20 protein-coding genes are annotated in these 26,315 nt (G+C 41.8%); 11 read left to right on the top strand and 9 right to left on the bottom strand.

What is annotated here, in order from left to right; all coding sequences use genetic code 11:
* The first annotated feature begins 4 nt into the window (after positions 1-4).
* From HPC41_RS10395 to HPC41_RS10410, 4 genes are all read left to right on the top strand, one after another.
* Positions 5-1,099 (top strand): alkene reductase, encoded by a 1,095-nt coding sequence (locus HPC41_RS10395; RefSeq protein WP_172393959.1) that lies wholly within the window; start codon positions 5-7, stop codon positions 1,097-1,099.
* A gap of 91 nt (positions 1,100-1,190) precedes the next feature.
* Positions 1,191-1,928, top strand: coding sequence for an SDR family oxidoreductase (locus HPC41_RS10400; RefSeq protein ID WP_172393960.1), 738 nt, complete (start codon positions 1,191-1,193; stop codon positions 1,926-1,928).
* Between the two features lie 25 nt (positions 1,929-1,953).
* Positions 1,954-2,730 carry an SDR family NAD(P)-dependent oxidoreductase gene (locus tag HPC41_RS10405; RefSeq protein ID WP_172393961.1) on the top strand — a complete coding sequence of 259 codons (777 nt, stop codon included), beginning with the start codon at positions 1,954-1,956 and terminating at the stop codon, positions 2,728-2,730.
* Positions 2,731-2,783: 53 nt separating this feature from the next.
* Positions 2,784-3,785, top strand: a complete 1,002-nt coding sequence (locus tag HPC41_RS10410; RefSeq protein WP_172393962.1) for an NADP-dependent oxidoreductase — start codon at positions 2,784-2,786, stop codon at positions 3,783-3,785.
* A 4-nt stretch (positions 3,786-3,789) separates the two neighbouring features.
* Here HPC41_RS10410 and HPC41_RS10415 read toward each other — a convergent pair whose 3' ends face one another.
* The 4 genes from HPC41_RS10415 to HPC41_RS10430 form a co-directional block, all read right to left on the bottom strand.
* Entirely contained in the window at positions 3,790-4,500 is a 711-nt protein-coding gene (locus tag HPC41_RS10415) for a TetR/AcrR family transcriptional regulator (protein WP_172393963.1), read from the bottom strand.
* A 174-nt stretch (positions 4,501-4,674) separates the two neighbouring features.
* Positions 4,675-5,400: a hypothetical protein gene (locus tag HPC41_RS10420; RefSeq protein WP_172393964.1), complete on the bottom strand. Its 726-nt coding sequence runs from the start codon at positions 5,398-5,400 to the stop codon at positions 4,675-4,677.
* Complete coding sequence (locus HPC41_RS10425) at positions 5,393-6,505, bottom strand: AAA family ATPase (RefSeq protein ID WP_172393965.1); 1,113 nt, start codon at positions 6,503-6,505, stop codon at positions 5,393-5,395. The genes HPC41_RS10420 and HPC41_RS10425 overlap by 8 nt, the downstream gene beginning before the upstream one ends.
* 140 nt (positions 6,506-6,645) lie before the next feature.
* Positions 6,646-8,976, bottom strand: coding sequence for a GAF domain-containing protein (locus HPC41_RS10430; protein ID WP_172393966.1), 2,331 nt, complete (start codon positions 8,974-8,976; stop codon positions 6,646-6,648).
* A 783-nt stretch (positions 8,977-9,759) separates the two neighbouring features.
* On the opposite strand from HPC41_RS10430, the gene HPC41_RS10435 reads away from it, so the two are divergent.
* A complete protein-coding gene (locus HPC41_RS10435) occupies positions 9,760-10,206 on the top strand; it encodes a hypothetical protein (protein ID WP_172393967.1) in 447 nt (148 codons plus the stop codon).
* Positions 10,207-10,371: 165 nt separating this feature from the next.
* Here HPC41_RS10435 and HPC41_RS10440 read toward each other — a convergent pair whose 3' ends face one another.
* Both HPC41_RS10440 and HPC41_RS10445 read right to left on the bottom strand, forming a co-directional pair.
* Complete coding sequence (locus HPC41_RS10440; protein ID WP_104381945.1) at positions 10,372-10,563, bottom strand: cold-shock protein; 192 nt, start codon at positions 10,561-10,563, stop codon at positions 10,372-10,374.
* 427 nt (positions 10,564-10,990) lie between these two features.
* Entirely contained in the window at positions 10,991-12,298 is a 1,308-nt protein-coding gene (locus HPC41_RS10445) for a fatty acid desaturase family protein (protein ID WP_246250574.1), read from the bottom strand.
* A 361-nt stretch (positions 12,299-12,659) separates the two neighbouring features.
* Here HPC41_RS10445 and HPC41_RS10450 point away from each other — a divergent pair, with 361 nt between their 5' ends.
* The 4 genes from HPC41_RS10450 (at position 12,660) to HPC41_RS10465 (ending at position 21,614) form a co-directional block, all read left to right on the top strand.
* Positions 12,660-14,774, top strand: a complete 2,115-nt coding sequence (locus tag HPC41_RS10450; RefSeq protein ID WP_172393968.1) for a catalase — start codon at positions 12,660-12,662, stop codon at positions 14,772-14,774.
* Positions 14,775-14,874: 100 nt separating this feature from the next.
* Positions 14,875-16,593 carry an FAD/NAD(P)-binding protein gene (locus HPC41_RS10455; protein ID WP_172393969.1) on the top strand — a complete coding sequence of 573 codons (1,719 nt, stop codon included), beginning with the start codon at positions 14,875-14,877 and terminating at the stop codon, positions 16,591-16,593.
* Positions 16,594-16,922: 329 nt separating this feature from the next.
* Positions 16,923-19,247, top strand: coding sequence for a TonB-dependent receptor (locus HPC41_RS10460; RefSeq protein ID WP_172393970.1), 2,325 nt, complete (start codon positions 16,923-16,925; stop codon positions 19,245-19,247).
* Positions 19,248-19,277: 30 nt separating this feature from the next.
* The gene (locus HPC41_RS10465; protein WP_172393971.1) at positions 19,278-21,614 is read left to right on the top strand and encodes a TonB-dependent receptor; all 2,337 of its coding nucleotides are present in this window, start codon (positions 19,278-19,280) and stop codon (positions 21,612-21,614) included.
* Positions 21,615-21,655: 41 nt separating this feature from the next.
* Here HPC41_RS10465 and HPC41_RS10470 read toward each other — a convergent pair whose 3' ends face one another.
* The 3 genes from HPC41_RS10470 to HPC41_RS10480 all read right to left on the bottom strand — a co-directional run bounded on the left by HPC41_RS10470 (position 21,656) and on the right by HPC41_RS10480 (position 24,046).
* Positions 21,656-21,841, bottom strand: coding sequence for a hypothetical protein (locus HPC41_RS10470; protein ID WP_172393972.1), 186 nt, complete (start codon positions 21,839-21,841; stop codon positions 21,656-21,658).
* A 283-nt stretch (positions 21,842-22,124) separates the two neighbouring features.
* Positions 22,125-23,021, bottom strand: coding sequence for a helix-turn-helix domain-containing protein (locus HPC41_RS10475; RefSeq protein ID WP_172393973.1), 897 nt, complete (start codon positions 23,019-23,021; stop codon positions 22,125-22,127).
* 17 nt (positions 23,022-23,038) lie between these two features.
* Positions 23,039-24,046 (bottom strand): aldo/keto reductase, encoded by a 1,008-nt coding sequence (locus HPC41_RS10480; RefSeq protein WP_172393974.1) that lies wholly within the window; start codon positions 24,044-24,046, stop codon positions 23,039-23,041.
* 468 nt (positions 24,047-24,514) lie between these two features.
* On the opposite strand from HPC41_RS10480, the gene HPC41_RS10485 reads away from it, so the two are divergent.
* Entirely contained in the window at positions 24,515-25,333 is an 819-nt protein-coding gene (locus HPC41_RS10485; RefSeq protein WP_172393975.1) for a M12 family metallopeptidase, read from the top strand.
* Between the two features lie 63 nt (positions 25,334-25,396).
* Positions 25,397-26,293, top strand: coding sequence for a hypothetical protein (locus HPC41_RS10490; protein ID WP_172393976.1), 897 nt, complete (start codon positions 25,397-25,399; stop codon positions 26,291-26,293).
* The last annotated feature ends 22 nt before the right edge of the window (positions 26,294-26,315 follow it).

Consider the following 26,315-nt stretch of genomic DNA (forward strand, 5'->3'; position numbering starts at 1 on the left):
AAATATGAGCAACACAGTATTATTTGAAACGTACGAGCTAAACGGATTACAACTCCAAAACCGCATCGTAATGGCGCCGATGACGCGGTCACGGGCAGTCAACGAAGGCAATACCGCTACTGCACTGCAAGCGGAATATTATGCACAACGTGCTACCGCCGGTCTGATCATCACAGAAGGTACCTTCATCAGCAAGGATGCTGTGGGCGTACCCAATGTACCGGGTATCTATTCAAAAGACCAGCTTGCCGGCTGGAAATTATCGACAGATGCCGTTCATGAAAAAGGCGGACGAATCTTTGCGCAGCTGTGGCACACGGGTGCGTATTCACATCCTGACCACCACAATGGGAAGGCTCCTTTGGCACCTTCTGCTTACAACCCGAAGGTAGAGGTCTTTACCGCTACTGGGTTTAAACAAAGTGAAACAGCGAGGGCGATGACCTTGGAAGACATCAGACAAACAGTTGCCGATTTTATACAAGGCGCCATCAACGCTTTTAAAGCGGGCTTTGACGGGGTCGAACTGCACGGAGCAAACGGCTACCTTTTACAGCAGTTTTTCAGCAAAAACAGCAATTTTCGAACCGATGAATACGGTGGAAACCCCGAAAACCGTGCGCGCATTCTTTTTGACATACTGGATGGCTTGAAGCAGGCCGTGGATATCAGTCGTGTCGGTATCCGTCTTAACCCTTCCTTAAATGGCATTATGGGTATTTTAGTAGATGATGAAACCATCGCCACTTATGATTATATCGTAAGCCGCTTGAACGATTACGGCTTGGCTTATGTGCATTTGATCGAACCTTTTACTGATGTAACTGGCAATAGCGATGCGATACAGGAAGTTGCAAAACATTTCCGTAAAATCTATACGGGTACCATCATCATCAACCGCGCATTCAACAAGGACAAGGCAACGCAGGTAATCAACGATGGCGATGCTGACCTGGTGTCCTTTGGGGTTCCGTTCATTGCCAACCCCGACCTGGTCGAGCGTTACAAAACAGACGCACCGTTAAATGCACCTGATCAAAACACGTTTTATACCCCGGGCCAAAAGGGTTACACCGATTACACGACGTTAACCAGCTAAACTGCAGGGATATAACTGCACCAATATCACAAAGATTTTGTATAAGAAATAAATAAATTATTAAAGTAATTACCTCTCAAAAACATATCACATGAAAACAACAGGAAATACCGTATTTATCAGCGGTGGTAGTGCCGGCATCGGTCTGGCTATTGCTAAAAAATTAAGCGCAGCAGGAAATAAAATCATCATCAACGGCCGCAACGAAGAGCGTCTTCAAGAAGCATTGGCTGAATTAAACGGCGCAGTGGCTATACAGGGTGATCTATCGGTAGAAGCTGACAGGATCCGTATTGCGGATGACCTGAAAACGAATCACGCCGACGTGAATATCATCGTAAACAATGCTGGAGCAGCTTTTGTGAATGATTTAAGTGATCCTAATAATAACGCTGCCGAAAAAGCGTACACCGAGATCAACACCAACTATATTAGCGTGATCCATTTCACTTCATTGCTTACTCCACTGCTTTTGCAACAGGAGGAAGCGGCGATTATCAACATTTCTTCCATCGCTGTATTCAGGTCAAATAAATACCTGCCGACTTACTCTGCCAGCAAAGCGGCACTTCACAGTTATACTGAAGGACTAAGGGATACCTTTGCAGAAAACGAAAAATTGAATGTCTACGAAGTATATCCACCTTTGGTCAATACGGATTTTTCGGCAGAAATAGGGGGCGCCAATGGTATTCCGCCATCTGAGGTAGCCGATGAGCTGTTTGCTGCTTTGGGAAAAAATCAGTTTGAAGTGCCAGTGGGAGAAACCAAGATCTATGCTGCGGCAACCCAGGAAGCATTCGCAAATATTGTGCGCGGAAAAGCGTAAATTCAATCATTTAAAAATATTCACAGTGGATTTAAAAGGAAAAAGAATATTAATCACCGGCGGAGGTTCGGGTATCGGCTTGGAAGCTGCAAGGCAGTTTCTAAATATCGGCGCTCAGGTAATCATTACCGGAAGAAATCAGCAGAAACTGGATGCAGCAAAAAAGATGCATCCAGCTTTGATTACAATGCGAAGTGATGCTTCCGGTGAGGCCGATGCAAATGCGCTATACCAACAGGTAGAAACATTGGGCGGCATTGATATTTTGTATCACAATGCTGGTGTGGGTGTACCGCCAACAAATCTCGGCATCCCCAATAAAAAGCATCTGGAAGGGGCTATTTATGAAATGGAAGTCAATTATTTGGGGGTTATCCGATTGAATGAGCTTTTCTTAAATATGCTTAAAGCAAAAAATGAAGCTGCTATCATCCATACCACATCCATCCTCAGTATTGTACCTTCGATAATGGAAGCGACGTATTCTGCATCCAAAACAGCTTTGGCTTTTTATACCAAGATGCTCCGTGCACATCTGGAAATTATAGACAGCAAGGTAAAAGTTTTTGAGCTTTTACCTCCATTGGTCGATACGGACATGGTGGCCGACCGGGATGACAAAAAAATCAGTCCGGAGCAATTGGTAAAGAGTCTGATCAGCGGTCTGGAAAAAGATGAATTCACCATTCGTGTGGGCGACACTAAAGCGCTGTATCTTATCAACCGTTTGGCACCCAAAGCGGCATATGGCATGGTAAACCAAAAAAAATACGCTGAATACTTAAAAGGGGGAGTTGCATAGCATAAATAAGAGATAATCATACGAAATAATCAACATCAAAATAGACATACAAGATGAAAGCATACAGTATATCCAGGTATAGCAAAGAAGATAAGCTCCAGCTTATCGAAATGGCTGAACCGAATCTGAGAGACAATGAAATATTGGTCCAGATATATGCTTCCAGTGTCAATCAGCTGGATTCTAAATTGAAAAGTGGAGAATTCAAACTGATTTTACCCTATAAGCTTCCGCTCGTGCTGGGACACGACCTGTCGGGAATTGTGACACGGGTTGGTTCAAAAGTGACCAAATTCAAAGTAGGTGATGAAGTTTACTCAAGAACAGCTGATTTCCATATCGGTACGTTTGCCGAGTATATCGCAATAGCGGAGAAAGATGTGGCATTAAAGCCTAAAAATATCAGTTTCGAAGAGGCTGCATCCATTCCATTGGTCGCACTGACTGCATGCCAGGCATTTGTAGCCCGCGCACACCTTAAAAAAGGTCAAAAAGTCTTTTTTCAAGCGGGTTCGGGAGGTGTCGGAACAATTGCAATCCAGTTAGCAAAGCACTTAGGTGCAACAGTGGCTACTACGACCAGTGCAAAGAATGCCGATCTGGTAAAAAGTCTGGGTGCCGACCTGGTGATCGATTATAAAACACAGGACTTCGAAAACGTCCTGAAAGACTATGATCTGGTACTAAATAGTCAGGATCAAAAAACACTTGAAAAATCATTGAATGTACTGAAAAGGGGAGGAAAAGTCATTTCCATTTCCGGGCCACCAACACCGGTGTTTGCGAAGGAATTTGATCTGCCCTGGTATGTCAAGTTGGCGACAAAGCTATTAAGTAGAAAGATCCGAGCGAAGGCCAAAAAATTGAATGTGGACTATGAATTCCTATTTATGAAAGCCAATGGCGAACAACTTGCTCAAATTGCTACGTTAATAGAGCAAAATGAGATACGTCCGATAATCGATAAAGTTTTTCCCTTTGAACAGACCAACGAAGCTATCGCATATGTGGAGAGCGGTAGGGCCAGGGGGAAGGTGGTGATAAAAGTGAAATAACGGTTTACTGCTGCGTTTCCCATTTTTGTAAAATATCATTTGCCTCATAGAGGGCGATTACTTTCTTTTGAGTGGCAATAACAGCATTGAGGTGGGCAATAGTCTCATTTTTCTGTGTGATCTCCGCCGCTGGCGACGCCGGGATCTGTCCGGGATCGTCTGGATTTAAAAGATTGTCAATGAGGGACTGCTTTATTCCGGCAATGCTTTCGGCGCCTTTGCCAAGCCGGGATAAAATAGGCAGCATCGCCAGGATATTTAATAGTTCGATTGCTTTATTTGCTGGACGCTGTGCGCATACAAAGTGCTTTTTATGGATTCCATCTGCTAACAAGGAAGTGAGCCAATCGGCTAGAAAATCGTAAAATTTACTGACTTCACCTTTGATATTGGGATCTATGTCTTTCATGTCGGATGAAATCGAGACAATAGGGCACATCTGTCCTTTACGGGCTAAGTCCACGTAAAAATCTATCAGCACAGCTAGTTTTTCAGGGGGTGTCTTGTCTGCAATGGACGCAAATAAAGCAGTCTGTATGTGCTGAGAATAATGTATGACTGCAATGATAAGATCGCTTTTGGTCGGAAAGTAATAATGTATGGAAGAGGTTTTGATGCCGATCTCCCTTGAAATGTCATGAAAGCTAAAGGCATTAAATCCATTGTCAGACAACATTTCGGCGGCAGTATTGATTATTTTTTCCTTGGTATTCATAAATCTATCTACTACTAGGTAGATAAATATAACTGTTTTTTCTGATTATAATTTGAGAATTTTCAAATTCGCCTGTATTCGGCCTTTAGATACCTTAAGGCTTAGCAGTGCTATTCTCTAACGGAGCGTATAAACAAGGTCGATTTACCTTCCTCGCTAAATGTTTCGGTTTTATTACTTTTTAATTTTCTCTATTAGAGATTTATTTCCAAAATAATCATGTAGAAATAAAGGGAAAGCGCTAAGTACTGCTGTAGTTTGGTCAACAGATATATATTTTGTTAGTTGATGTTCAAAGATCTCATCTTGAAACATCAATCTAATTGGGAATTTGTACACATCCTCAACAATATGATTCATTTTTGATAAATGGCAAATTATAAGAGTATTCCAAATCTCCCGTTCATAATTGTTAAGTTGCAAAAATTCTTTATGAGCTTCGTCGCTAACTAACTTTTTATAATTTATATTCTCCTTACATTTTACCTTTAGATCTCTAAAACTCTCATTGCCAGTAAAATGCTTTAGTGCTTCAACCATTGGATAGCTGATATAAAGTTTACCTTGCTCGGTTTCTTCATTAAAAAAATTGAGCATCGCTAAGACTTTGTCATCATCGGCTACTGTGTCATGTCCGTCATAATCGAAAAATAAAAATATTTCAGCAAAGTCAGTTCTGTCATAAGGTGCCAATATATCTCTATTGATTCCCATACTTTTTAAAAGTGAAAAAGTATCTAAATCCTCGTCTGCAGAGATTTCTCGATGTAGATTGTAAAGATTGTTGCAATATGCACAGGTTATAATAGTTCTATCATCAAAATATATTCTCTTAATACTTTTGGAAACTAGTTTTTCTGTTTTTTCTCCCTCGAAAACAAACAATATATTATTATCCATTGAACGTGCCTGCTTTATACATTTTTTCGATGTTGTGAGCTTCTCTTAATTCTTTTGAAGTACTTTTAGAAAGAGACCTTATACTTTGCTTATCAATCAAAAAATAACAGTCAGGTCGTAATAGGTCGTTAGTTAAAATTGAGGTATTATGCGTTGTCAGAATAAATTGAACACCACTTCTCTTTAACTCACGAACAATTAATTCAGAAAGGTCATGATGATAAAACGCATCAAACTCATCAATAAATACAAGAGAAACAGCGCCTTGCTCTTTTATTCTTTGAAACCAATAATAAAATAGCATAAGAGAGCGAGTACCTTGCGAAGCAATTTTAACGAATGGTATCTCTTTTCCATCGAAGTCAAAACCTATTGTTTTTCGATCTATTTCATCGATCAATTTGAGCTTGCATTCAATACCAGCTTGATTTAGAAAATTTTCAAAATCAACTAAATTTCCTCGCTCTATAATATCGTCCACCACATTAGTTGAAACGGCTGTTGTACCCATATATTCATTTTTAGGCAATGACCTAAAAAATAGCATACCTTCGATAAAATTAAAAAATTTGTTGAATACGTCGTTTGTTTTGTTCTTGTCAAGCTCTGTGTTATTTTTTACATATTTTATGATTGAAAGTTCGGTATTTGTGATTTCTGATTTAAGCGTCTCAGCACCTTTAAAATGAAATTTCGCTGTGTTACTAATTGTCCTGTCTATTGTTGCCAACAGCTGTCCACCAATTGAGAAAGTTTCGGATAAAATGGTATTGTAATCTAATTTGCGATATGTATAGTTTACCATTGTACCATCGATCAAGAATTCATAACTAAATTCTGCATATTTTTTAACATTATATGCATTTAGGTATACTTCATATCCTGCGTCATGTTTTTTCCCATCGGTTAGATGTCCGATGACATCAAATATTGCCAGACCTAAATTAGATTTGCCCACTCCATTATGCCCATAAACAAGGGCATTGTTAACAATACCATGTTTAATCGAGTCTTTATTAAATGTATAGCCGTTGGTGTCTGTAAGGTCAAAAGTAACTTCTTTATTAAAACTCTTAAAATTGGAGACTGTAAATTTTGCTAGCATCGCTGTTTTGATTTTGAACAAAATTACAAATAATATCTAGGTTGCCGTAATTTTTTTACGGCAGCGTCACATACATCGCCATTAGAGGCTCTGCTTCAATGTTTTAGAAATCGGCAAGTGGACGGGGCTGATGATTTCTTTTAACCATGATCCCGAAACGTAAATCCAACCCGAAGAGCTTTAAGACCGATTAGCCCCTGCAGATCTTCTACCTCAAACTTTTCAATTTCTTCATTTAATAAGCCTTTGTACTGCAGCAGCTTGATATACCCCAGATATTCTGTTTCTTCATGAGAATGTGAATAGACAATGGCTAATTTCCCTTTTTGGGTAATACGCTCGGCCGATCCTTTGATCTTCGCTTTGTCGATGCGCTTTTTCACAATTTCATATCGTACATTGTAGGAGCCGTCGATATCAAACTGCTTTTCGTCCATTTTAAAACGGATGGAAATCGGGTTTCCAAAAACGAGGATCAGCGATGTGACGTCCAGTTGGTGAGGTAATTTGGGCTGAATCTTTTTAAACTTATTTTCCATTTCACACATGACCTGCATCTGCCATAGCCGTAGATTTTTGAGATAGTATAGATCAAAATTCTTGTCCGGTGCGATGGAAGCTCCGATATACATATTGTGCTCAATACCATCGGTTTTATAACGCTCGTAATAATGCGGGAAGTATTCTTGCGCTTCTACCTGTTTTCCGTCAAGAATAGTCACTAATTTCTTATTGATCAGATCGATTGAGTTGTCGTAATCTTGCCTAGCCTCGTAAAAACCACCTATGGCAGGATTTATCCGATCGAAGTAGGCGTCAATAGTCTTGGCGATCGGACTATTTGTATTGTTTTTCCGAAAATTATCCAAGATAGGGTGCACATCCAGATTGAAATGATCTAGAATCACCTGTTCTGTATCCGTGGACAGGGAATGGTCGAGGATCTCCAGGTTTCGCTCCAGGTCAAACACTTTCTGCTCAAATAGGGGCAATCGATGTTTTTGGTTTATCGCTGTGAAAAGCGCGATCAGATCTGTGGTCTGGTTGACCAAATCTTGTTTAATGGCTTGATTTCTGGATTCTGAAGAGCCTTGGACGTCAATCTGACCGTAGAGCGGGTAAACGTTTTCAAAAACGATTTCCTGAAGGGTGTAATCTTTTCCAAAGGCTTTATCGTTGAGGTAATGGATGGCCTCTTCCTGAAAACGCCATTTGACACTCGGATGAATGGATGTGTATTCTTTCTGGATGATGGCTTCAATCTGGTTTTCTGTTTCAGAAAATGCCTTAAATACCTTGTCTCTTATAAACGGCAAGATAAAGTTGAGTTTATTGGCATTGACAGAATTCAGTTCACGTACCCGGGACGAGGACATTTCTAATATCCCCAGCACTTTGTCATCCTGTATCAAGGGGGCAAAGATAAAGCTCTTCACATTTTGCTGTTTCAGTTTGTTTACAAAACACGCTTGCTTTGGATCTGAAACTGGCATTTTGTCGATATCGGGAACGACGAGTAGCTCTTCTTCGGTAAGCAGGCTCTCCAAGGTATCATTACATAGCATCTCTTCACACTCTGCAATCGTGGAATCGTATAACAGATGGCTGTATAGCTGTTTTTCGACGATTCTGAGATTGAACTCTTCCCTGACTTTTTCAAAGGAGGTAAGTCCTATGCGCAAATCGTCTATTTTATAGATTGACCTGAAAATAGTTTCAATTTCTGCCAGCTGTATAGCGCTGTCTTCCCGAAGTAAGTTGCTCTTAAAGCTTGAAACTGCATTTTCAATAGTCGCGTCAAAAAGGGTCATAATGGAAAAACCTTTCAGAATCCAGCTTTGCTCTGGAAATTTGGACTTCCACAACGCGATATCTGAAAAATGATCAACCAGCTCAGTAATGTCCTCAGCCGAAAGGGCAATGGCACGATCTGTAGGGATGACATCCATAAAATCGGCGTTGAACAGTACCCGGTAGTGATGCGTGATGTTATTCTTATCGGGGATATCCAAAAACAGGGGAGCATCCATGGCATCTACCTTGAATCCATAATATTGGCTCAGAATTACACAGCAATTCAGAATATAAAAATAATCAGCAGTGATATCCCGCAAGCTAAACTGATAATGGTCCCCAGCATCGCTTAAAATACGATCTAATCGCGCTGTATGATTAAATGTATAGGAATGGAAAGGGATTGTAACCGCTTTTATCTCATTTTGTGTCAGCGAACTTGGGAATAAATCAGCTAAAAGGACTTTGATGATAGGCTCGTACTGTTTCAGCTCTTCGGTCTTTTCGATCCCATCGATAAGCGCCGGGTATTTTTTAAATTCTTCCAGCAAAGATTTTGCATAGCTAGCCTGAAAACCAACTTCGGATAAAGCCGTTTCCTCAAACGGTTTTATAATCTTATGAAAGGCGATAAGCGTCTTAAAGGGGCTGGATTCGAATGAAAAGTTAAATTGCATAGCAGTTGTTCCCGACTAAATTAGATTGTTATTGGAAGTCATACAAAAATAGGAAATAATCAGTTATCGAACCGCTACTTTTTAACAAATCGTTTGAAGCTTGATTTATATCGTTGTTGTACACGGAATCGGGGTCTTTTATTATATTTGCTATGGCGAACAAAATAGGTCCGCTTCTTGAGAGAGCAACATCTATTCACCGAATCCATTTGGGCCTGCCGGACACTGGCTGGCATACCATTGATATCTATTTTAAAGACAAAAGCATATCCACCTCAAAAGTTTGACCTTCTTTATAGCCGATGCGCAACAAAAATTACGACGGCCAAAGACAGATGGAGTGGATATTGAACACGCAAATCCAATCGGTAGGCCTATCGCGATTTTGTTGTCGCCTTACACGAGCGTATCAGTAAGCTTGAAGCGCGTTTTCCTGTAGCGTTCACGCATGGCAACCCATGGAAAAAGGTGCTGATTTGGATATTCATGCTGGCATTGGTTATCTGGACGCCAATTGTCTGGAAAATGGGTTATTATTGGTGGGGCCTATTCTTCGCTGGTAGTTTCCTCTTGCTTGTGTTGTTTAGCAGGATAATAAACTTTAGAACGCATTATTTGCCTGATGAGCTACCACTAAAATATCTGCCTTCCTGAACTTTGGAATTGAAGCTGTAAACTGGCAGCTTTGAAGGATTCAATCGAACTATTTCGTACCGCTGGATGTTCTCAAAGTAGCCTGTTGCAAACTTTACAGGAACGATTGACAACTTAACACATGAAATAATGAATGTATTTAATAAAAATATGTTGGGCGGACTGATCGGTGCAGTTGTGCTCAATGTGATCCACAGTGCTGCAAAAAGATTTGATCCAAAAGCTCCAGAAATTGACCAGGTAGGTGAGGAGGCGATGCAGAAGTCGGTACGTGCTGCCGGATTTGAACCGCTTAAAGGAAACGCACTCGTTGCAGCTACATTTGGAGCTGATGTGGCTTCAAATGCAATGTTATATACCATGATCGGCTATGGCGGTGGTAAACACCTCCTCCTCAGAGGAGCACTGCTCGGGACAGCCGTAGGCCTGGCAACATTGACAATACCTGAACAGGCCGGGCTTGATGCCAAGCCGATAAAAAAGACGCCACGTACAAAAATAATGACGGTAGCTTGGTATGTCATCGGCGGAATGGCAGCCGGGCTGGCCATAAAAGCCATGCGAAAGAAAATATAAATAGACTCGTTTAGGCATTCCTTTGGCAAAGCTGCATAGGCCTTTGTATGAGCCTATGAATTTGACCAGGAGTGAAGGGCCTCTAATAAAAAAAGTGTAACAGATCTCTGTTACACTTTCTTAGAAAATGCGCCATGCAAATTCCAGATTGACTATTCTACTTAATTAAGCGATACGTACGTTCGTGGCATTAATGCCTTTCTTACCGTTCTCCAAATCAAATGTTACGCTATCGTTTTCGCGTACTTCATTGATTAGACCAGTAACGTGTACGAAAATGTCTTCACCACCATCAGCTGGTGTAATAAAACCGAAACCTTTTGTCTGGTTAAAGAATTTTACTGTTCCTTCTTGCATTGTATTATATATTAGTATTAAATTATTCATTTTTAACCCCATTGCAATGATACTATTATCCTTACTCTGGTCAATCGTTTTGTTCGCAAGAAATGATGTTTGGTATTTAATGGGCTTGGGTTTATGCAAGTTCAAAAAGGTACTTCACCTATTATTTTGACAACAAAATTAGCTACTGAAAATGCGAAAACTGAGTGGAAAAGTAATACTTGACGATTTCAGAAAAGCAAAGGCGAAGCCTGATTATAATACAAGTATAGGTATAATATATTGACATTTAGCATAATTTGTATTTTATTTTTCACATAAGTTTATAAACGCCCCCTATATCGCATTAAAGCTCCTTTTTCTGCGCAGATTAATTGCAGCAGAAAAAGGAGCTTTATATTCCTTAGGCTGACTACGTACGATCAGCCGCTAAATTCATTTACTTGGACATCGAATGAATGACGCCAATATGGGACCTAAAAGCAGCCCAGAATGTTCTAAATTCATTATACTGCAATTTATATTCCTCACAGGTCTGTTTCACAATGCGGTTAAGTGCCGGGTAATGGACATGGCTGATCTTAGGAAACAGGTGATGTTCGACCTGAAAGTTAAGCCCGCCAAGCAACCAGGTCAATACCTTACTCTTGGTGGCGAAATTGGCCGTCGACTGGATCTGATGGATCATCCATTCTTCTTCCACCCGGGAGGCTTCGATGGTCTTGAACTCTGTTCCCGAAACCACATGCGCCAGCTGGAATACCGTGGCCAGGCTCAGTCCACAGACGACCCCAGCAATTAATAAACCTAGCAGCGTAGGCAACCAACCGACAAATATAATGGGAACAACAACAAATAATGTAAAATGCAGCAGCTTGCTCACCCAAAATATAACGCGCTCCTTGAGGGGAAAATGAAAACGATCAGTATCATTACCCATACGGCCGCGGAAGTATTTCTCGTAATCCTGATAAAAAATCCAGGCCAGATAGGAGATACCATACAACAAGGGGAAGTAAAAGCGTTGATAGCGGTGGTGTTTCTTTAATTTTTGATCATGGTGTATACGCATAAATTTGACCTCGATATCGTGGTCCTCGCCATCAATATTGGTGTAGGTATGATGGGCAATATTATGTTTGAGTTTCCAAAAATAGATATTACCGCCCAATAGATTGAGCGAATAGGACAAAACGGTATTCAGCCGTTTATTGCCCGAAAATGAATTGTGCCCGGCATCGTGCATGATATTGAAGCCGATAGCGGCTAGGTTGGCCCCGAAAATAAGGCACAATACAATGGCGATACTCCAATGGATGGGGACAAATACCAATAGAACGTATAGAATGATAAAAGTGGTCAATAGAATGGAAGCTTTCAAAAAAATTCGTCGATTGCCGGTTTTCTGCTTTGATGAATTATTGAAATAATGATTGATTTTTTGCTTCAATGTTTTGGAGAACAATGTATTTACATTGTCGAATTTAATAGACTGGGACATGTGAATTTTTGCGGAAGAGATAGTTCTTGTATTTATTTTCCAACCTCTAGTGATTGGTTGATGTGAATTTACAAAATATAATTGATTATCTATACTTAATAATGTTAAATGATTGTTAAAGGTATGATTTACCATCTTTCCAATTGTTATGACAATCGCCATATGTCCCGACCATCGCCCCGGTACGGGCTCCACTTCAACAATGGAAAACTGCACCAACACTGGATTCAGCGAAGATTCAGACATAGCTTTACAAAGTAGGCTAACAAAATCCTTGATACCGTCAAGGGAAATATTCTGTAACCTGTATTAATTTTTTTTTGTACAGATAAAACATTTCAGTACTGTACTTGTTATTTATGTTGAATTGCGATTTAGCTAACTATCGTTTGGGTGGTCTCGAAAAAACACAATTCCCAGTCGTCATTTTATTTTTTGTAGATATTTTATTCGGTGTTAGGTGGCTATCGAACGTCAATATAGGGCTTATGTAATGCTCAGAAATACGCATGTGCTACGATGTTATCACTGGTTATTTATCAATACTTGTTTGATAAAACAAGCGGTAGGAGCATGTATGAAATTGTACAACATAGAATATTTGAATATGAAAAAGGAAAAAAATGTAAAAACGATCGAAATTGATCAGCGATCAGTTGACAATCACCAAAAAGTGATGACGACCAATGATGGTGTGCCCATGTATGATAATAACAATACCCTGAAAGCGGGAGAGCGAGGACCATCATTACAGCAAGATCATATTTATTTTGACAAGCTGATGCATTTTGACCGTGAGCGTATTCCTGAGCGGGTGGTGCATGCCCGGGGCTCTGGTGCGCATGGGATTTTTGAAGCTACGGCAGACCTCTCCCAATATACGACTGCTGCATTCTTAAAGAAAGGCACAGTGACACCGTTGTTTACACGGTTTTCGACGGTAGCAGGATTTAAGGGATCTACCGATCTGGCAAGGGATGTAAGAGGTTTTTCGGTAAAATTCTACACCGAAGCGGGAAATTATGATCTTGTCGGAAATAATATTCCTGTTTTTTTTATTCAGGATGCAATGAATTTTCCCGATCTGGTGCATGCCGTCAAACCGGAGCCTAACAATGAAATGCCACAGGCGGCATCTGCGCACGATACTTTCTGGGATTTTATTTCGCTGATGCCCGAATCGGCTCATATGATCATGTGGACGATGTCTGACCGGGCAATACCCAGAAGTTTGCGGATGATGGAGGGCTTTGGTGTGCATACCTTTAAATTTGTCAATGCGCAGGGAAAGGGGACATTCGTTAAATTTCACTGGAAACCACGATTGGGTGTTCATTCGGTCGCCTGGAATGAAGCGCAGAAAATCTCTGGATTTGATGCCGATTTTCATAGACGTGACCTGTGGGAGGCCATTGAAAAAGGTGATTTCCCACAATGGGATTTGGGTGTACAACTTATTCCGGAGGAAGACGAACTGAAATATTCCTTCGATATCCTTGATGCTACCAAAATTATTCCGGAGGAATTGATCCCGGTACAGATTGTCGGAACAATGACGCTAAACCGTAATCCGGAGAATTTCTTTGCCGAAACCGAACAGATTGCCTTCGATCCGGGCAGACTGGTACCGGGCATCGATGTTACGGATGACCCGCTACTGCAGGGGAGAATCTTCTCCTATATGGATACGCAAAATTACCGTCTTGGGGGCCCTAATTTTCATGAGCTGCCCATCAATCGCCCGGTAAACGGAAAACATAACAATCAAAAGGACGGTTTTGCGCGAATGGATATACCCACAGGTGCGGTTAGTTATTTTCCCAATAGCAAAGCTGAAGGCTGCCCGTATCACGCTATGCTCAACGGGGAGGTTGGATTTGAATCGCACAAACAACCGCTCAACGGCACTAAAGTAAGGGCCCGATCGGAGTCCTTTGCCGATCACTTTAGTCAGGCAAGGTTATTTTTCACCTCACAGAGTCCTGAGGAACAGGATCATATTGTCAATGCCCTGAGTTTTGAGCTTTCTAAAGTAAATGATGTAAACATACGTAAAAGACAACTTGCAATTTTAAATCAGATCGATAAAGATCTTGCGAAGAAAGTGGGCGCAAATCTGGGTCTGGAGCCCGAAAAGGAGCTCGATCCCTTAACGCTTAAATTTGCCCGTCAAAACCACCCTAAGTATCCGATCAAACCCAAAAAACCGGAAGTTGACCAGTCGCCAGCACTGAGCATGAAGGTGAAAGCCGATGAGGGTACCATCAAAACCCGGAAAGTTGCCTTTTTGATCGATAATGGGGCAAGTAAAGCCTCAATAGATAAAATGAAGGCTGCTCTTGAATCTGAAGGATCTCAGGCGGTATTGATCGCAGCTCAGGTGGGCAAGATCCGCTTTAAAGAGGGGTCGGAGCAAGAAATCCAGCATTCGTACCTCACAGAAGCTTCTGTCTGCTATGATGCTTTTTATACCCCAGGCGGTGATTCAGTAATGACGCTCGCCACTAATCCGGACTACCTGCAATTTATCAATGAGGGCTACCGTCACTGTAAAGCCTTGGCTTTTGCTAACGACGCAGAGCAATTGGCAGCAAGGTCGTTTATTGAAAAGGATAAGGGGGTGATCTTCGAAAGCAAAGATAATCTGACTCAGGATTTTATCAATGTAATGAAAGGGCACCGCGTCTGGGAGAGAGAAAAATCTAGAAAAGTGCCTTCATAGTCTAAAAACATTTTAGGTTTATCATACCTGCCTTATCTAAGTGATCTTAAGGCAGGTATGGTTTACATTAATTAGGCTAACACATCATCGAACAACTTTTATGCAATATCAAAAACTAAGATCGATTGCACTAATCGGAGGGGGGCCTGCTGCATTATTTATGTTAAAGCAGATTGTCAACCAGCATCTATCCGTTGAAAATATCTACATCTTTGAAAAAAATGAACGGCTGGGTGTCGGAATGCCCTACGGTAAATATGGATCGTGCCCTGAACATCTCGCCAACGTCTCGGCAAATGAAATTCCGGCATTAGTTAATGATGTCTCTTCTTATCTATCAAAATATCCAACGGATGATTATCTAGACTACTACGCGAATGGCAAGCTCAATCCATACCAGGTAGTACCGCGCCTGCTTTTGGGGGATTATCTCGAAAACCAATTTCACCAATATATCAAACTTGCTATAAAGAGCAAGATAAAGGTTAACGTTAGCACCGAGACCTCGGTAAACGACATTGTCCGCGATGATAAAAATGAAAATTATCGGATAATTATCACTGCGGATGAAGAATATGAAGCCCAAATCGTGGTATTATGCACCGGACATCATTGGGGTATAACTTTTGAGGGAGAAACCGATGGATGGTATGACTCGCCCTATCCGCCTGCTAAGTTTGACCATGCCACAGATTACCCCATCGCGATCAAAGGAGCGTCGCTGACTGCTGTAGATGCCATCAAAACCCTTTCACGCCGGAATGGTCGATATACTTACCTGGGAGACAAAGTCAGCTATGTGCTGGATGAAGCTTCCAGCAACTTTAACATTCATTTATTTTCAACGAGTGGCTTTCTGCCCGCATTGAGATTTCATTCTGAACAAGAACCCTATTCGTTGACCTGGTCGATGACATTGCAGGAAATTTATGATTATAAAACTAAAAATAATGGTTTTGTGGACTTGGATTATGTTTTCGAACGAAATTTTAAAAATCCGCTTATGCAAAGGGATCCTGCTTTTTATGAGAAGGTCAAAGACCTCAGTATCGAGCAGTTTGTAGATGAAATGCTGACGCTACGTAAAGAACTGGACAGTTTCACACTTTTTAAGGCCGAATATCAGGAAGCTGAAAAATCCATTAATAGACGACAGTCTATCTCATGGAAGGAATTATTGGCTGCTTTTAGCTACGCCATGAATTATCCGGCCAAACATTTTTCTGCCGAAGACATGCTGAGATTGCGCAAAGTCTTAATGCCGCTCATCAGCGTGATCATTGCCTCCCTGCCGCAGGAATCTTATAGCGAGATTATTGCTTTATATGAAGCGGGTGTCATAGATCATATTCAAGTTGATAAGGACAGCCAAGTCGTTCCTCATGCTGACGGCGGCGCAATTTACAACTATAAGGATACAGAAGGAAATGAGCAAAGCGTCCATTATCAACTCTATGTAGATGGCACCGGACAAAAGGCTCTCGAATTTAATGACTTACCCTTTGAGGGCTTAAAGCATAATGGGCTGATCAGTACGGCTTACTTAAATTTCAAAAATAAAGCGCAGGGACTCAGCTATTTGGATGGAAATGATCTAAATGTAAGGGCCGACAGTAATGGCGGCTATTATATGCAGGTGAAAGGACTAAGTATCAACGATTATTTTCAGGCACTCGATTCCTTTGGAAACGCAACAGAAAATCTATTTATCATGGCCGTGCCTTTTATCGGTGGGTTGAATCCGGATTATTCGGGTCTTGATTTCTGCGACACAGCGAGCGAACGGATAGTAAAGTTTATAAAAAATAATCATGTTTAAGGTCGCTGTATTCGGAACTTGTCCGTGGTGCCTGAAATGGGATTCATAGCTTTGGCTCATAGTGTATTTTTCAATGATCAAAATAACCCTTAATATAGATTAGGGGTTATTTTTTTGTACGATCAAGTTGGATTCATTGGTGATCAGGTCTGGACAAAAATCTTATTATCCCATATGTTTCCTCTGGTAAAACCAGATTATTATCAGATTTTATTTAGAATTAATCAAAATAATATATCTTTGCCCCGTTATTATTATTTTAAATTTTAAACAGGTATTAAAAATCATCTACCAGCCCTTTATAAGCAATGAAAGTCAATCCATATAGCATGGCTAAAATCACAGCCGCCTTAATATGTTGTTCTTGTTCGTTATCCTCCACAGTTTCGGCGGAGGTGGCCTTTATCCCTGAAAACCCTTGGCCAACCTCTTTATTCCCCATGCAACAGAAGGGCGCTATCAGCGGCCGTGTTGTCAATGCACAGGGTATGCCTTTAGCAAATGTGCATGTTCAGCTTAATGGACTGAAGGGGGCGAAATCTGACCACGAGGGCTATTTCAAGCTGGAGGGGATCCCTTATGGAAACTACAGTTTGACGCTGAGCTCAGTGGGATTTGAACGTACAGTTCAATCGATAGCGCTGAACCAAGAAAGCCATCAGATTGATGCCCCGCTGGTGATGCAGGTGGCTCAGCACAATTTGGATGAAGTGGTGGTAACAGCGAGTAGGCTGGCCGAACATATCGATGAGGTACCTTCATCGGTAACCTATATCGGTGGCAAGGCGCTCGATCAGCAGCGCCAGATCAACGACAACCTGCCGTCTATCCTGATGCAAAAAGTACCCAGTATCTCACCTAGCGAAGAAAGTCAAAACAACTTTATCGCCAAGATCCGTGGCCGTAATTTCCTGGTACTGATCGATGGTATCCCACAGTCTACACCATTACGTAATGGCGGGCGTGACCTAAGGACGATAGACGCCAGTGCAATAGATCATATCGAAGTGATCAATGGCGCGACGGCAATGTATGGGAATGGTGCCGCCGGCGGTGTGATCAACTATATTACCAAAAAGCCTCAAATAGGCAAGAAACTGAGTTCATCCACTTACCTCAATAATTCGCTGAGCATGGTAAAACCAAGCGAAACCTACGGCTACAATATTGCACAGGTATTTTCGGGACAGATAGCCAAATGGGACTATGTTGTCCAGGGCAAGATGGGCCGTACAGGCGTTGTGAGAAGCGCTGATGCAGCAGTGGCAAGTCCTTTCTATGGACTGGGCGAGACAAAATCGTATAATGCGCTGGCCAAAATTGGCTATCAGATTGCTCCGGATCATCGCATCGAATTGATGGGCAACTATTATCGTAGTCTCCAGGACAGCAAGTATGTGGGTACAACGGGCAAATTTGGCGAATCGCCGGCAATTGGTATTCCATCCGATACGGTCATCAATGGTGGTACACCCTACAATAAAGCCTTGCATCTGAAGTATGACGGCCAATATGGAAAGACAGCAGCAAATTTGAGCCTCTACTATGAAGATATGAATACGGTCTTTGAGACCTACAATCAAAATTACTCGGATCACAAAGGAGCGAGGCTAAACTTCAATACGCCCTTTCAATTGGGGGCATCTACAAAGATGGCTCTCATCTATGGTGTGGATTTACTAAAGGATCACACGGTTCAGAAGACAATGAAAGATGATCTGGTAACACCAGATATGAATATGAACAACCTGGCTCTTTACCTGCAGAGTAAATTAAACCTTGGTACCGACTGGATCCTAAAAGGAGGGTTACGCTATGAAAATATCCGGTTTAAGGTCGGTGACCTAACCAAAAATGGCAAACTGACTCCGGGTGAAAACAATAATTCGGATGCCTTGGTATTTAATATCGCCACGCGTTTTAATAAATACCGGTATGCACAGCCTTTTGCTTCTTTTTCGCAGGGCTATTCCATTGGTGATGTCGGCCTCATTCTGCGCAATGGTGTACCATTGAGCCAGATTGATCCCAAACCCGTGGTGGTCAATAATGTTGAATTGGGCGTAAATGGTCAGATGGATATATGGGACTATCAACTGACGGGCTATTATAGCAACTCTAAAAAAGGAACGACCTTTGCCGAGACTTCTACGCCTGGTAATTACGAATTGAGCCAGGTACCACAGCGTATTTATGGACTTGAGTTTGTCGGGAATGTCAAGCCGCTTCAATGGCTGTCTCTGGGTACAGTGCTTGGCTATATGGATGGACGCCAGGATCTTAAAAATGAAGGTACTTACAAGGATAAATTGGACAATTCCATTATTTCACCCTTCAAAATTAATTTGAACGCTGATTTTAAATTAACGGAGCAATGGAATGTGTATGTGCAGTACCTGCATTTGGGTGGAAGGGATGTGTTTCCTGCCGAAACGTATAATTATGGTAAATATCCGATTTCGGGTTATAATCTGGTGGATTTACAAACACGTTATAAGTACCAGAAATTCACCTTCCTATTCTCCATCAACAATTTATTCAATGCTGATTATTACCCCGTTCATGCGGAGGTACGTGGTGCCACCAATGAGGGTCGCTACTACATCAAGGGAACAGGTACAATGGCAAATCTCGGAATACAGTTTGATCTGTAAGTCTTAAATCATCTACTTAACCAAATGACCATGTCTCAGAAACGGCTTTACTCGGCCTTGTTTATCTTATTATCGTCTACTGCGCTAACGCATGCTCAGGAAGGTCACCTATTGGGTGCTGTGCACACAGAAAATGGGGATGCATTAGCGCATGTTACTGTCCGCATAGATGGACAGCGTCAACTCCAAACAAACTTGTCTGGCAAGTTTTATGCTGAATTGCCTGCTGGACAACGCCGTCTTCAATTGAGTTCGATAGGCTACCAGACGCTAGACACCGTTATTACTGTACTACCTCAAGATAGTGTCAACGTATTGCTGACATTGCAATCCAATAACAGGATCAATGAGGTCGTGGTGTCGGCATCTCGTCGCGTGGAATCCTTGGATGAGGTGCCTTCATCCGTGACGATTCTCTCACAAAAGCAGTTGGATGCACAACGTAGTATCAGCAACAACCTCAGTGACATCTTGGCGTCCACCGTGCCTGGACTTGGCTTTTCGACCAATCGTACTCAAAATCTGGGGCAAACATTGCGCGGAAGGCGTGTATTGGTCATGATAGATGGTATCCCGCAATCAACGCCGCTGCGTGATGGCGCCCGCGATATCCGTGCCTTGGATCCAAGTGTGATCGAACGCGTGGAGGTCATAAAAGGGGCTACGGCGATCTATGGCAATGGAGCGGACGGAGGCTTGATCAATTACATCACAAAGAAAGCCACGCAGGACAAAGCATTGCGTGGAAGCACGGAAATAGGAAGTAACTTCTCACTTGTCAAACCCGGACAAACGGGCGGCTATTATCTGGGACAACTTTTTAGTGGACATCAGGGACGTTGGGATTATGTCGTCAGTGGACGCTATGAACAAACAGGCCTGTACCAAGATGCGGATGGCACGGTGTTATCGCCCGAATATGGTATGAACGATCTGAAGAATTGGAATGCATTTGCCAAGATCGGTTATACCATCAATGCCAATAACCACTTGGAGATGATGTACAATTACTACAAGAGCACACAGTATACCGATTATATCGCGAAGGCTGGTAAATATGGCGATACCAATGCGCCAACGACTGGGGTACTGGGAAAGAGGCCAGGGGATCATGAAGGAACGCCTTATAATCATAACGCGAGTTTAAAATATAGCGCACAGGAATTGATCGGAAAAACGGATCTGGAGGCGAATCTTTATTTTCAGGACTATAATACGCTGATCAATTACAGTAACTTTTTCGAAAATAATGGCCAGCCAAGTACCCGTAGCAAGAAATTGGGCTTGCGCCTGAATTTTAATACGCCTTATCAATGGTCGGATCGGGTAGAGAGCCAGCTTACGTATGGAGCGGACCTGCTGTCGGATAAAACAAATACCATGCTTACGGATGGGCGCACTGTAATCCCTGATATGCGCATGCGTAATTTGGCACCTTATTTTCAGGTCAAAACCTCATTTGGTCAATACCTTATTTTCAAAGCGGGCAGCCGCCTGGAAAATGTACATATCGACGTGCCTGACTATACCACCATCGGGATCTTAAACTCGGTCAGTGGAAGTTATGTGGGCGGCGGAACCAACGTTAATGGCGGTCAATTGAATTTTACAGCCTTGATGTTCAATGCCGGATTGCGCTATACTAAAATACAGGCTTTCAAGCCGTTTATCAGCTTTTCACAAAGCTTTAGTGTAGCTGATCTAGGGTTAGTCTTACGTGCGGCTAAAGAAAATACCGTAAGTAATACTTCCATCAAAGCCGTAAAAGCGAATAATTACGAAGTAGGATTTTCGGGGGATGTTGGCCGCTTATCGTATGAGGCTGCAACCTATTATAGTACGTCGACATTGGGGGCATCGTATGTATTTGTAGATGGCAATCCGCAGATCGCGCGCTCGCCAGAGAAAATTTATGGGTTTGAACTGTCGGCCGATTATCGCATACACCCGATTATGGATCTAGGAGCAAGCTATTCTTATACTGAAGGTAAGCGGGAGCTAGCAGATGCCTCAAAGACATATCTTGGTGGGGATCGTATCAACCCTCCAAAAATCACAGCCTATGCCACGATTCATCCCACGGCCAAATGTACATTGACGACGCAGCTGGTCAATACCACCGGCCGCGATCGCTTTGACCCGGTCAATGGTCTTTACAGTTATGGCACCGGTCCAGTAAAATCTTTTACCATCTTTAATTTATCATCCAGCTATGAAATCCGTCGCAGCACTGTGCTACGACTAGGCGTGGAAAACCTTTTCAATAAAGGCTACTTTACCGTAATCTCACAATGGCAATCCAATAACATGAATTATGTAAAAGGGAATGGTGCCCGCATGAACATCAGCTTGGCACATGCATTTTAACAAAAATGATCGTCTAAAAATAGAGCGGGGTAGATGCCTGATTAAGCTTCGTCCTTGGTATTCCTCACCAGACTGATTCCCGAAGAAAAGAAAAGCAAACCGAGCACGCCGATCACTATTAACGTCGTGTAATCTGAACTCTTATTTATTATTTCATAGGCAACATAGCCAAGACCGGTGATACCCAAAATAGTCAGGATCGTTCCGAAAATACGTTTTACATTCATCAGGTTTTTTATTTATCAATTATACAGTTACGAAAGATCTGCTTGAATAGGAGTGGATCTGCTTGAATAGGAGTGGATCTGCTTGAATAAAGTGTGCATTTTTACAAATATCTGTGTTCTGCTTTGCAATAGGACAATACAGCAAGCACAATAGTTTTCGATTTCTTTTTACTGCCTGTGTTGGGTAGTCCATTTGGAGAGAAAATGGCCGTTGAAATAAAAAAGCGATTTCTGAATTTAGCTTATAGCTCCTGAGGTAACCAAGGCTGAGTATCTGTTGATTTTATTTGAATTTTTCCCTGAACTCGACAGGCGTCGTTTGTGTTTTCTTTTTAAAGAGTGTACTGAATGACTGCGGGTGCTCAAAACCGAGCTCATAGGCAATTTGGCTTACAGATAGCTGTGTCGTCGAAAGCTTTTCCTTTGCTTTTGCGATCAATTTTTCATGGATATGCTGTTGGGTATTCTGTCCGGTTAAAAAGCGCAACATATCGCTTAGGTAATGCGGAGAAAGATTCATAAGGTTGGCTACGGACTGCACAGTAAGCAGACCGTCTTGCGCATATTTATTGTTTTCGAAGTAATCATTTAAAACTTCTTCAAATTTTGCCAACAACTGATGGTTGCTATTCTTGCGCGTGATAAATTGTCTTTCATAAAATCGTTTTGAATAGTTGAGCAGCAGCTCTATTTGTGCCAATACAATCTCCTGCGTATGTCTATCAATATGCGCACACTCCCGGTCGATCTTAAGGAGGATATCGATCAGATCGTCCTCCTCATGCTCAGAGAGATGAAGGGCCTCATTGACGGCGTACGAAAAAAATCCAAACTCTCCGATACGGGTTGCCAGTGGATGATTGAGCAAAAAATCTTCATGAAAGATCAGTAAGTAGCCTGCCCCACAATGGACATTCTGGAGATCCAGGTACTGCACCTGATTTGGTGCAGTAAAGCTGAGAACCCCTTTATCGTAATCATAATATTGCTGTCCGTACCTGATTTTCCCTGTAGCATCTCGCTTTAAGGCGATGCAGTAAAATTTATTCACAAAGCCTTTCCATATCTCATCTTCTAAAAAGATACTTTCTGATAGGTTGATTACACTAACCATCGGATGCTTTGGCTGAGGCAGTGACAATAAACGGTGAAAATCGGAAACGGAAGCAATGCTGTTCATAACGCTAAATTTAAGTATTAATAATCCAAAAGTCCCATACTGAATTCATCATAAGGGGCACCGGTATCGGTTCCCAGCGGAATAATCGCCTCCAGCTTATCCATATCGGCTTGATCCAGCTTGATCTTAGTTGCTTCGATATTCTGTTCGACATATTTTCTGCGCTTTGTACCTGGAATCGGTACAATTCCCTTTTGCATGATCCAAGCGAGGGCAAGTTGTGCGCTGCTAACATTTTTGATCGCAGCCATGCTTTCTATAGCCTCAACCAGTTCGATATTTTTATGAAAATACTGCTGCTGAAAACGGGGAATCGCCCTCCTGAAATCATTTTCTGGCAAATCATCAATCGAACGGATCTGTCCGGATAGAAATCCTCGTCCAAGTGGGGAATAAGCGACAAATCCGATACCCAGATTGTCGAGGGTCTGCAAGACACCCTTTTCTTCCACCGTTCTTTCAAACAATGAGTATTCGCTCTGAACCGCAGTAATGGGATGCACAGCATGGGCCCTGCGTATTGTTTCTGATGATACTTCTGACAAACCGATATATTTTACTTTCCCTTCCTGCACAAGATCTGCCATCGCTTGAACGGTTTCTTCAATCGGCGTATTCTTGTCCAGACGATGCATGTAATAAAGGTCAATATAATCTGTGTTCAGATTTTTCAAAGAGCGTTCGACTGCCTTTTTTACATATTCCTTTTTCCCGTTGATAGCCCAAGTCACTCTGTTACTATCATTGATCTCCCAGCCAAATTTTGTCGCAAGGACATAATGTGCCCGATTGTTTTCAACAGCCTTTGCAATAAGTTTTTCATTTTCAAATGGGCCATATAGATCGGCCGTATCGAGAAAATTTCCGCCCAGTTCACAGGATCGATGGATGGTCGCGATAGCCTCGTTTAGATCGACCTTTCCATACATGTCGGCATCTTCAAATCCAGTCATACCCATGCATCCCAAACCTATTTTAGGGATTTCCAGTCCTTGACTTCCTAATTGAATGTGTTCTACGCTCATATTTTTCGTTTTTTGTTGCTACAAATTTCACTACAAATCATTGTTGCAACGTAAGCAAAATACCGAAAGTTGTATGCGAAATACGGTAGCAAATAAATCGGCAGCTCATTCCGCTGCGCGGCTGCCAATCGGTATTGAAGTATAGTTTTCTGTTTTAGGCATAACATGGAGAAACCTTGGTATGTCCAAGAAATAAATCACCTGATGGCGATAAAAGGCTTTAAAGCCTCTCTTTAAGAAACTTAAAAACATCATCCAGATTTTTAGTTTAAGTGAATATACATTTTCTTTAAAAATGCAGCAATTAACCTGAACTGAAATTTGTCTAATTTGACTATTGTTTCAATAAAATATATTTTTTAGCTTTGGTTTAATGTAACAGAGGTGTTACATTATTCACTCGTTAGTTTTTCATGTGGCCACGTTGTAAGCTGACTTAAATTATGATAGATTAAAAAATAATAACGTATGGAATTTAGAAAAAAAATCCTATTTGGGTTGATCCTTTCCGCTTCGGCTACCCTGGTAGCTTGCAACAAAAACACTGAAATCACCACACCACAAGATTCTTCTGAACTAAAAGCAGTCGCATCGGCTGATATACCAGCTGGTTTTAAGGATGCGCATGTGTGTAAAGATGTCTATTTACCTGGTGGTACTGATCCTAGAGGTGCGGTCATCACGGCAAAAAAATGGACCAATAGAAGCGTCATTACCGTGCGCCTGTATGGTGGATCAACCAAAGTGCGCCAAAAAGTAATGCAATATGCCAATGAATGGTCCAAATATGCCAATATCACCTTTCGGTTTGTGACCAGTGGTAAGGCTCAGTTAAGAGTTACTTTTACTGAAGGAGCCGGATCGTACTCTTATATCGGGACCGACGCGCTACGAATTGCTTCCAATCAGGAGACAATGAATTTTGGCTGGTTTGATGATAATACCCCTGATACCGAATTTAGCCGAACAGTAATCCATGAATTTGGTCACGCATTGGGAATGATCCATGAACACCAACATCCACTGGCGGCTATCCCATGGGATAAAGACAAGGTCTATGCCTATTACGCGGGCTATCCAAACTATTGGACACAAAGTGATGTCGATAATAATTTATTTGCAAAATATGCAACGACTCAGACGCAATATAGCAGTTATGATAGTAGTTCAATCATGCATTATTCGATCAGTAGCCAGTTGACGACAAATGGTTTCAGTGTTGGAAACAATACGGTGCTATCTGCAACTGATAAGTCTTTTATCGCGCAGGTGTATCCCAAAAATTAACGATTAAATTTTAACTTCTTCCATACATCCCAGCGTATCCGGGGTGTATGGTATTTATTAGGCATGAAAAACTACATTACCCTTTTGTCTTTAGGCTTACTTTCAGGCGTGACCATTGCGCAGGAAAATACCACTAAATTGACGATAATGCCTAGTATAGCCTGGAACCAGGAAAAATTGGACTGGAATATTGCAGGCGACGAAAATGGCAAAAATCCAAATGTACTTTCTGAACTCAAATGGCGGAAACTCAGGGGGCCAGAACTCGGAATATCATCCGTCGTCACATTATCTCCAGAGGTTGAAGCAATGGTTTCAATTAGTCATTTTTACATTACCCAAGGTATCGTAAATGACTCCGACTATGCAAGCGACAATAGAACGGGAAAAACAGCTGACTTCGACTTCAAAGCTGATCGGGGTCATGCAACCAGCGCCCGGGCTGAAATCTATTACAGCATCCGAAAGACTGAAAAGTTCTGCCTTGCAGCGCATACGGGATATTTTGGCCGTTATCAGACTTTGTATATGCTTGATGGCGAGCAGCCCCTTGTCGTTGGCAAAGAATTGAAGAGTACTTATAAACCCAGATGGCATGGTATTATTCTGGGATTGAATACAGCTTATCATGTCGATCAATGGCATGTTTGGATGGGGATAAGTGGCCTCTATTTTCCCCGTTATTCGGCCAATGCCAATTGGAATCTGCAGGAGGAATTTAATCATCCGATCAGCTTTACTCATAAAGCTAAAGGGATGGGCTGGGAAGCATACCTGCAATTGCAACGTCAGGTGGCAAAGGCAATTTACCCTTTTTTACAGGTGGGTTATACAGGGCTCACAACCAGGACAGGAACAGACCAGCTGTTTAAAACCGATGGTACGAGCCTTACGACGCAGCTGAATGATGTGAATTCTTCAAGTTTTCGTATCGGACTGGGGGCCAGAATCCAGTTTTGATGAGGATGGACAGTTGAAACAT

The organism is Sphingobacterium prati, from assembly GCF_013167215.1.
Classification (GTDB): Bacteria; Bacteroidota; Bacteroidia; order Sphingobacteriales; family Sphingobacteriaceae; genus Sphingobacterium; species Sphingobacterium prati.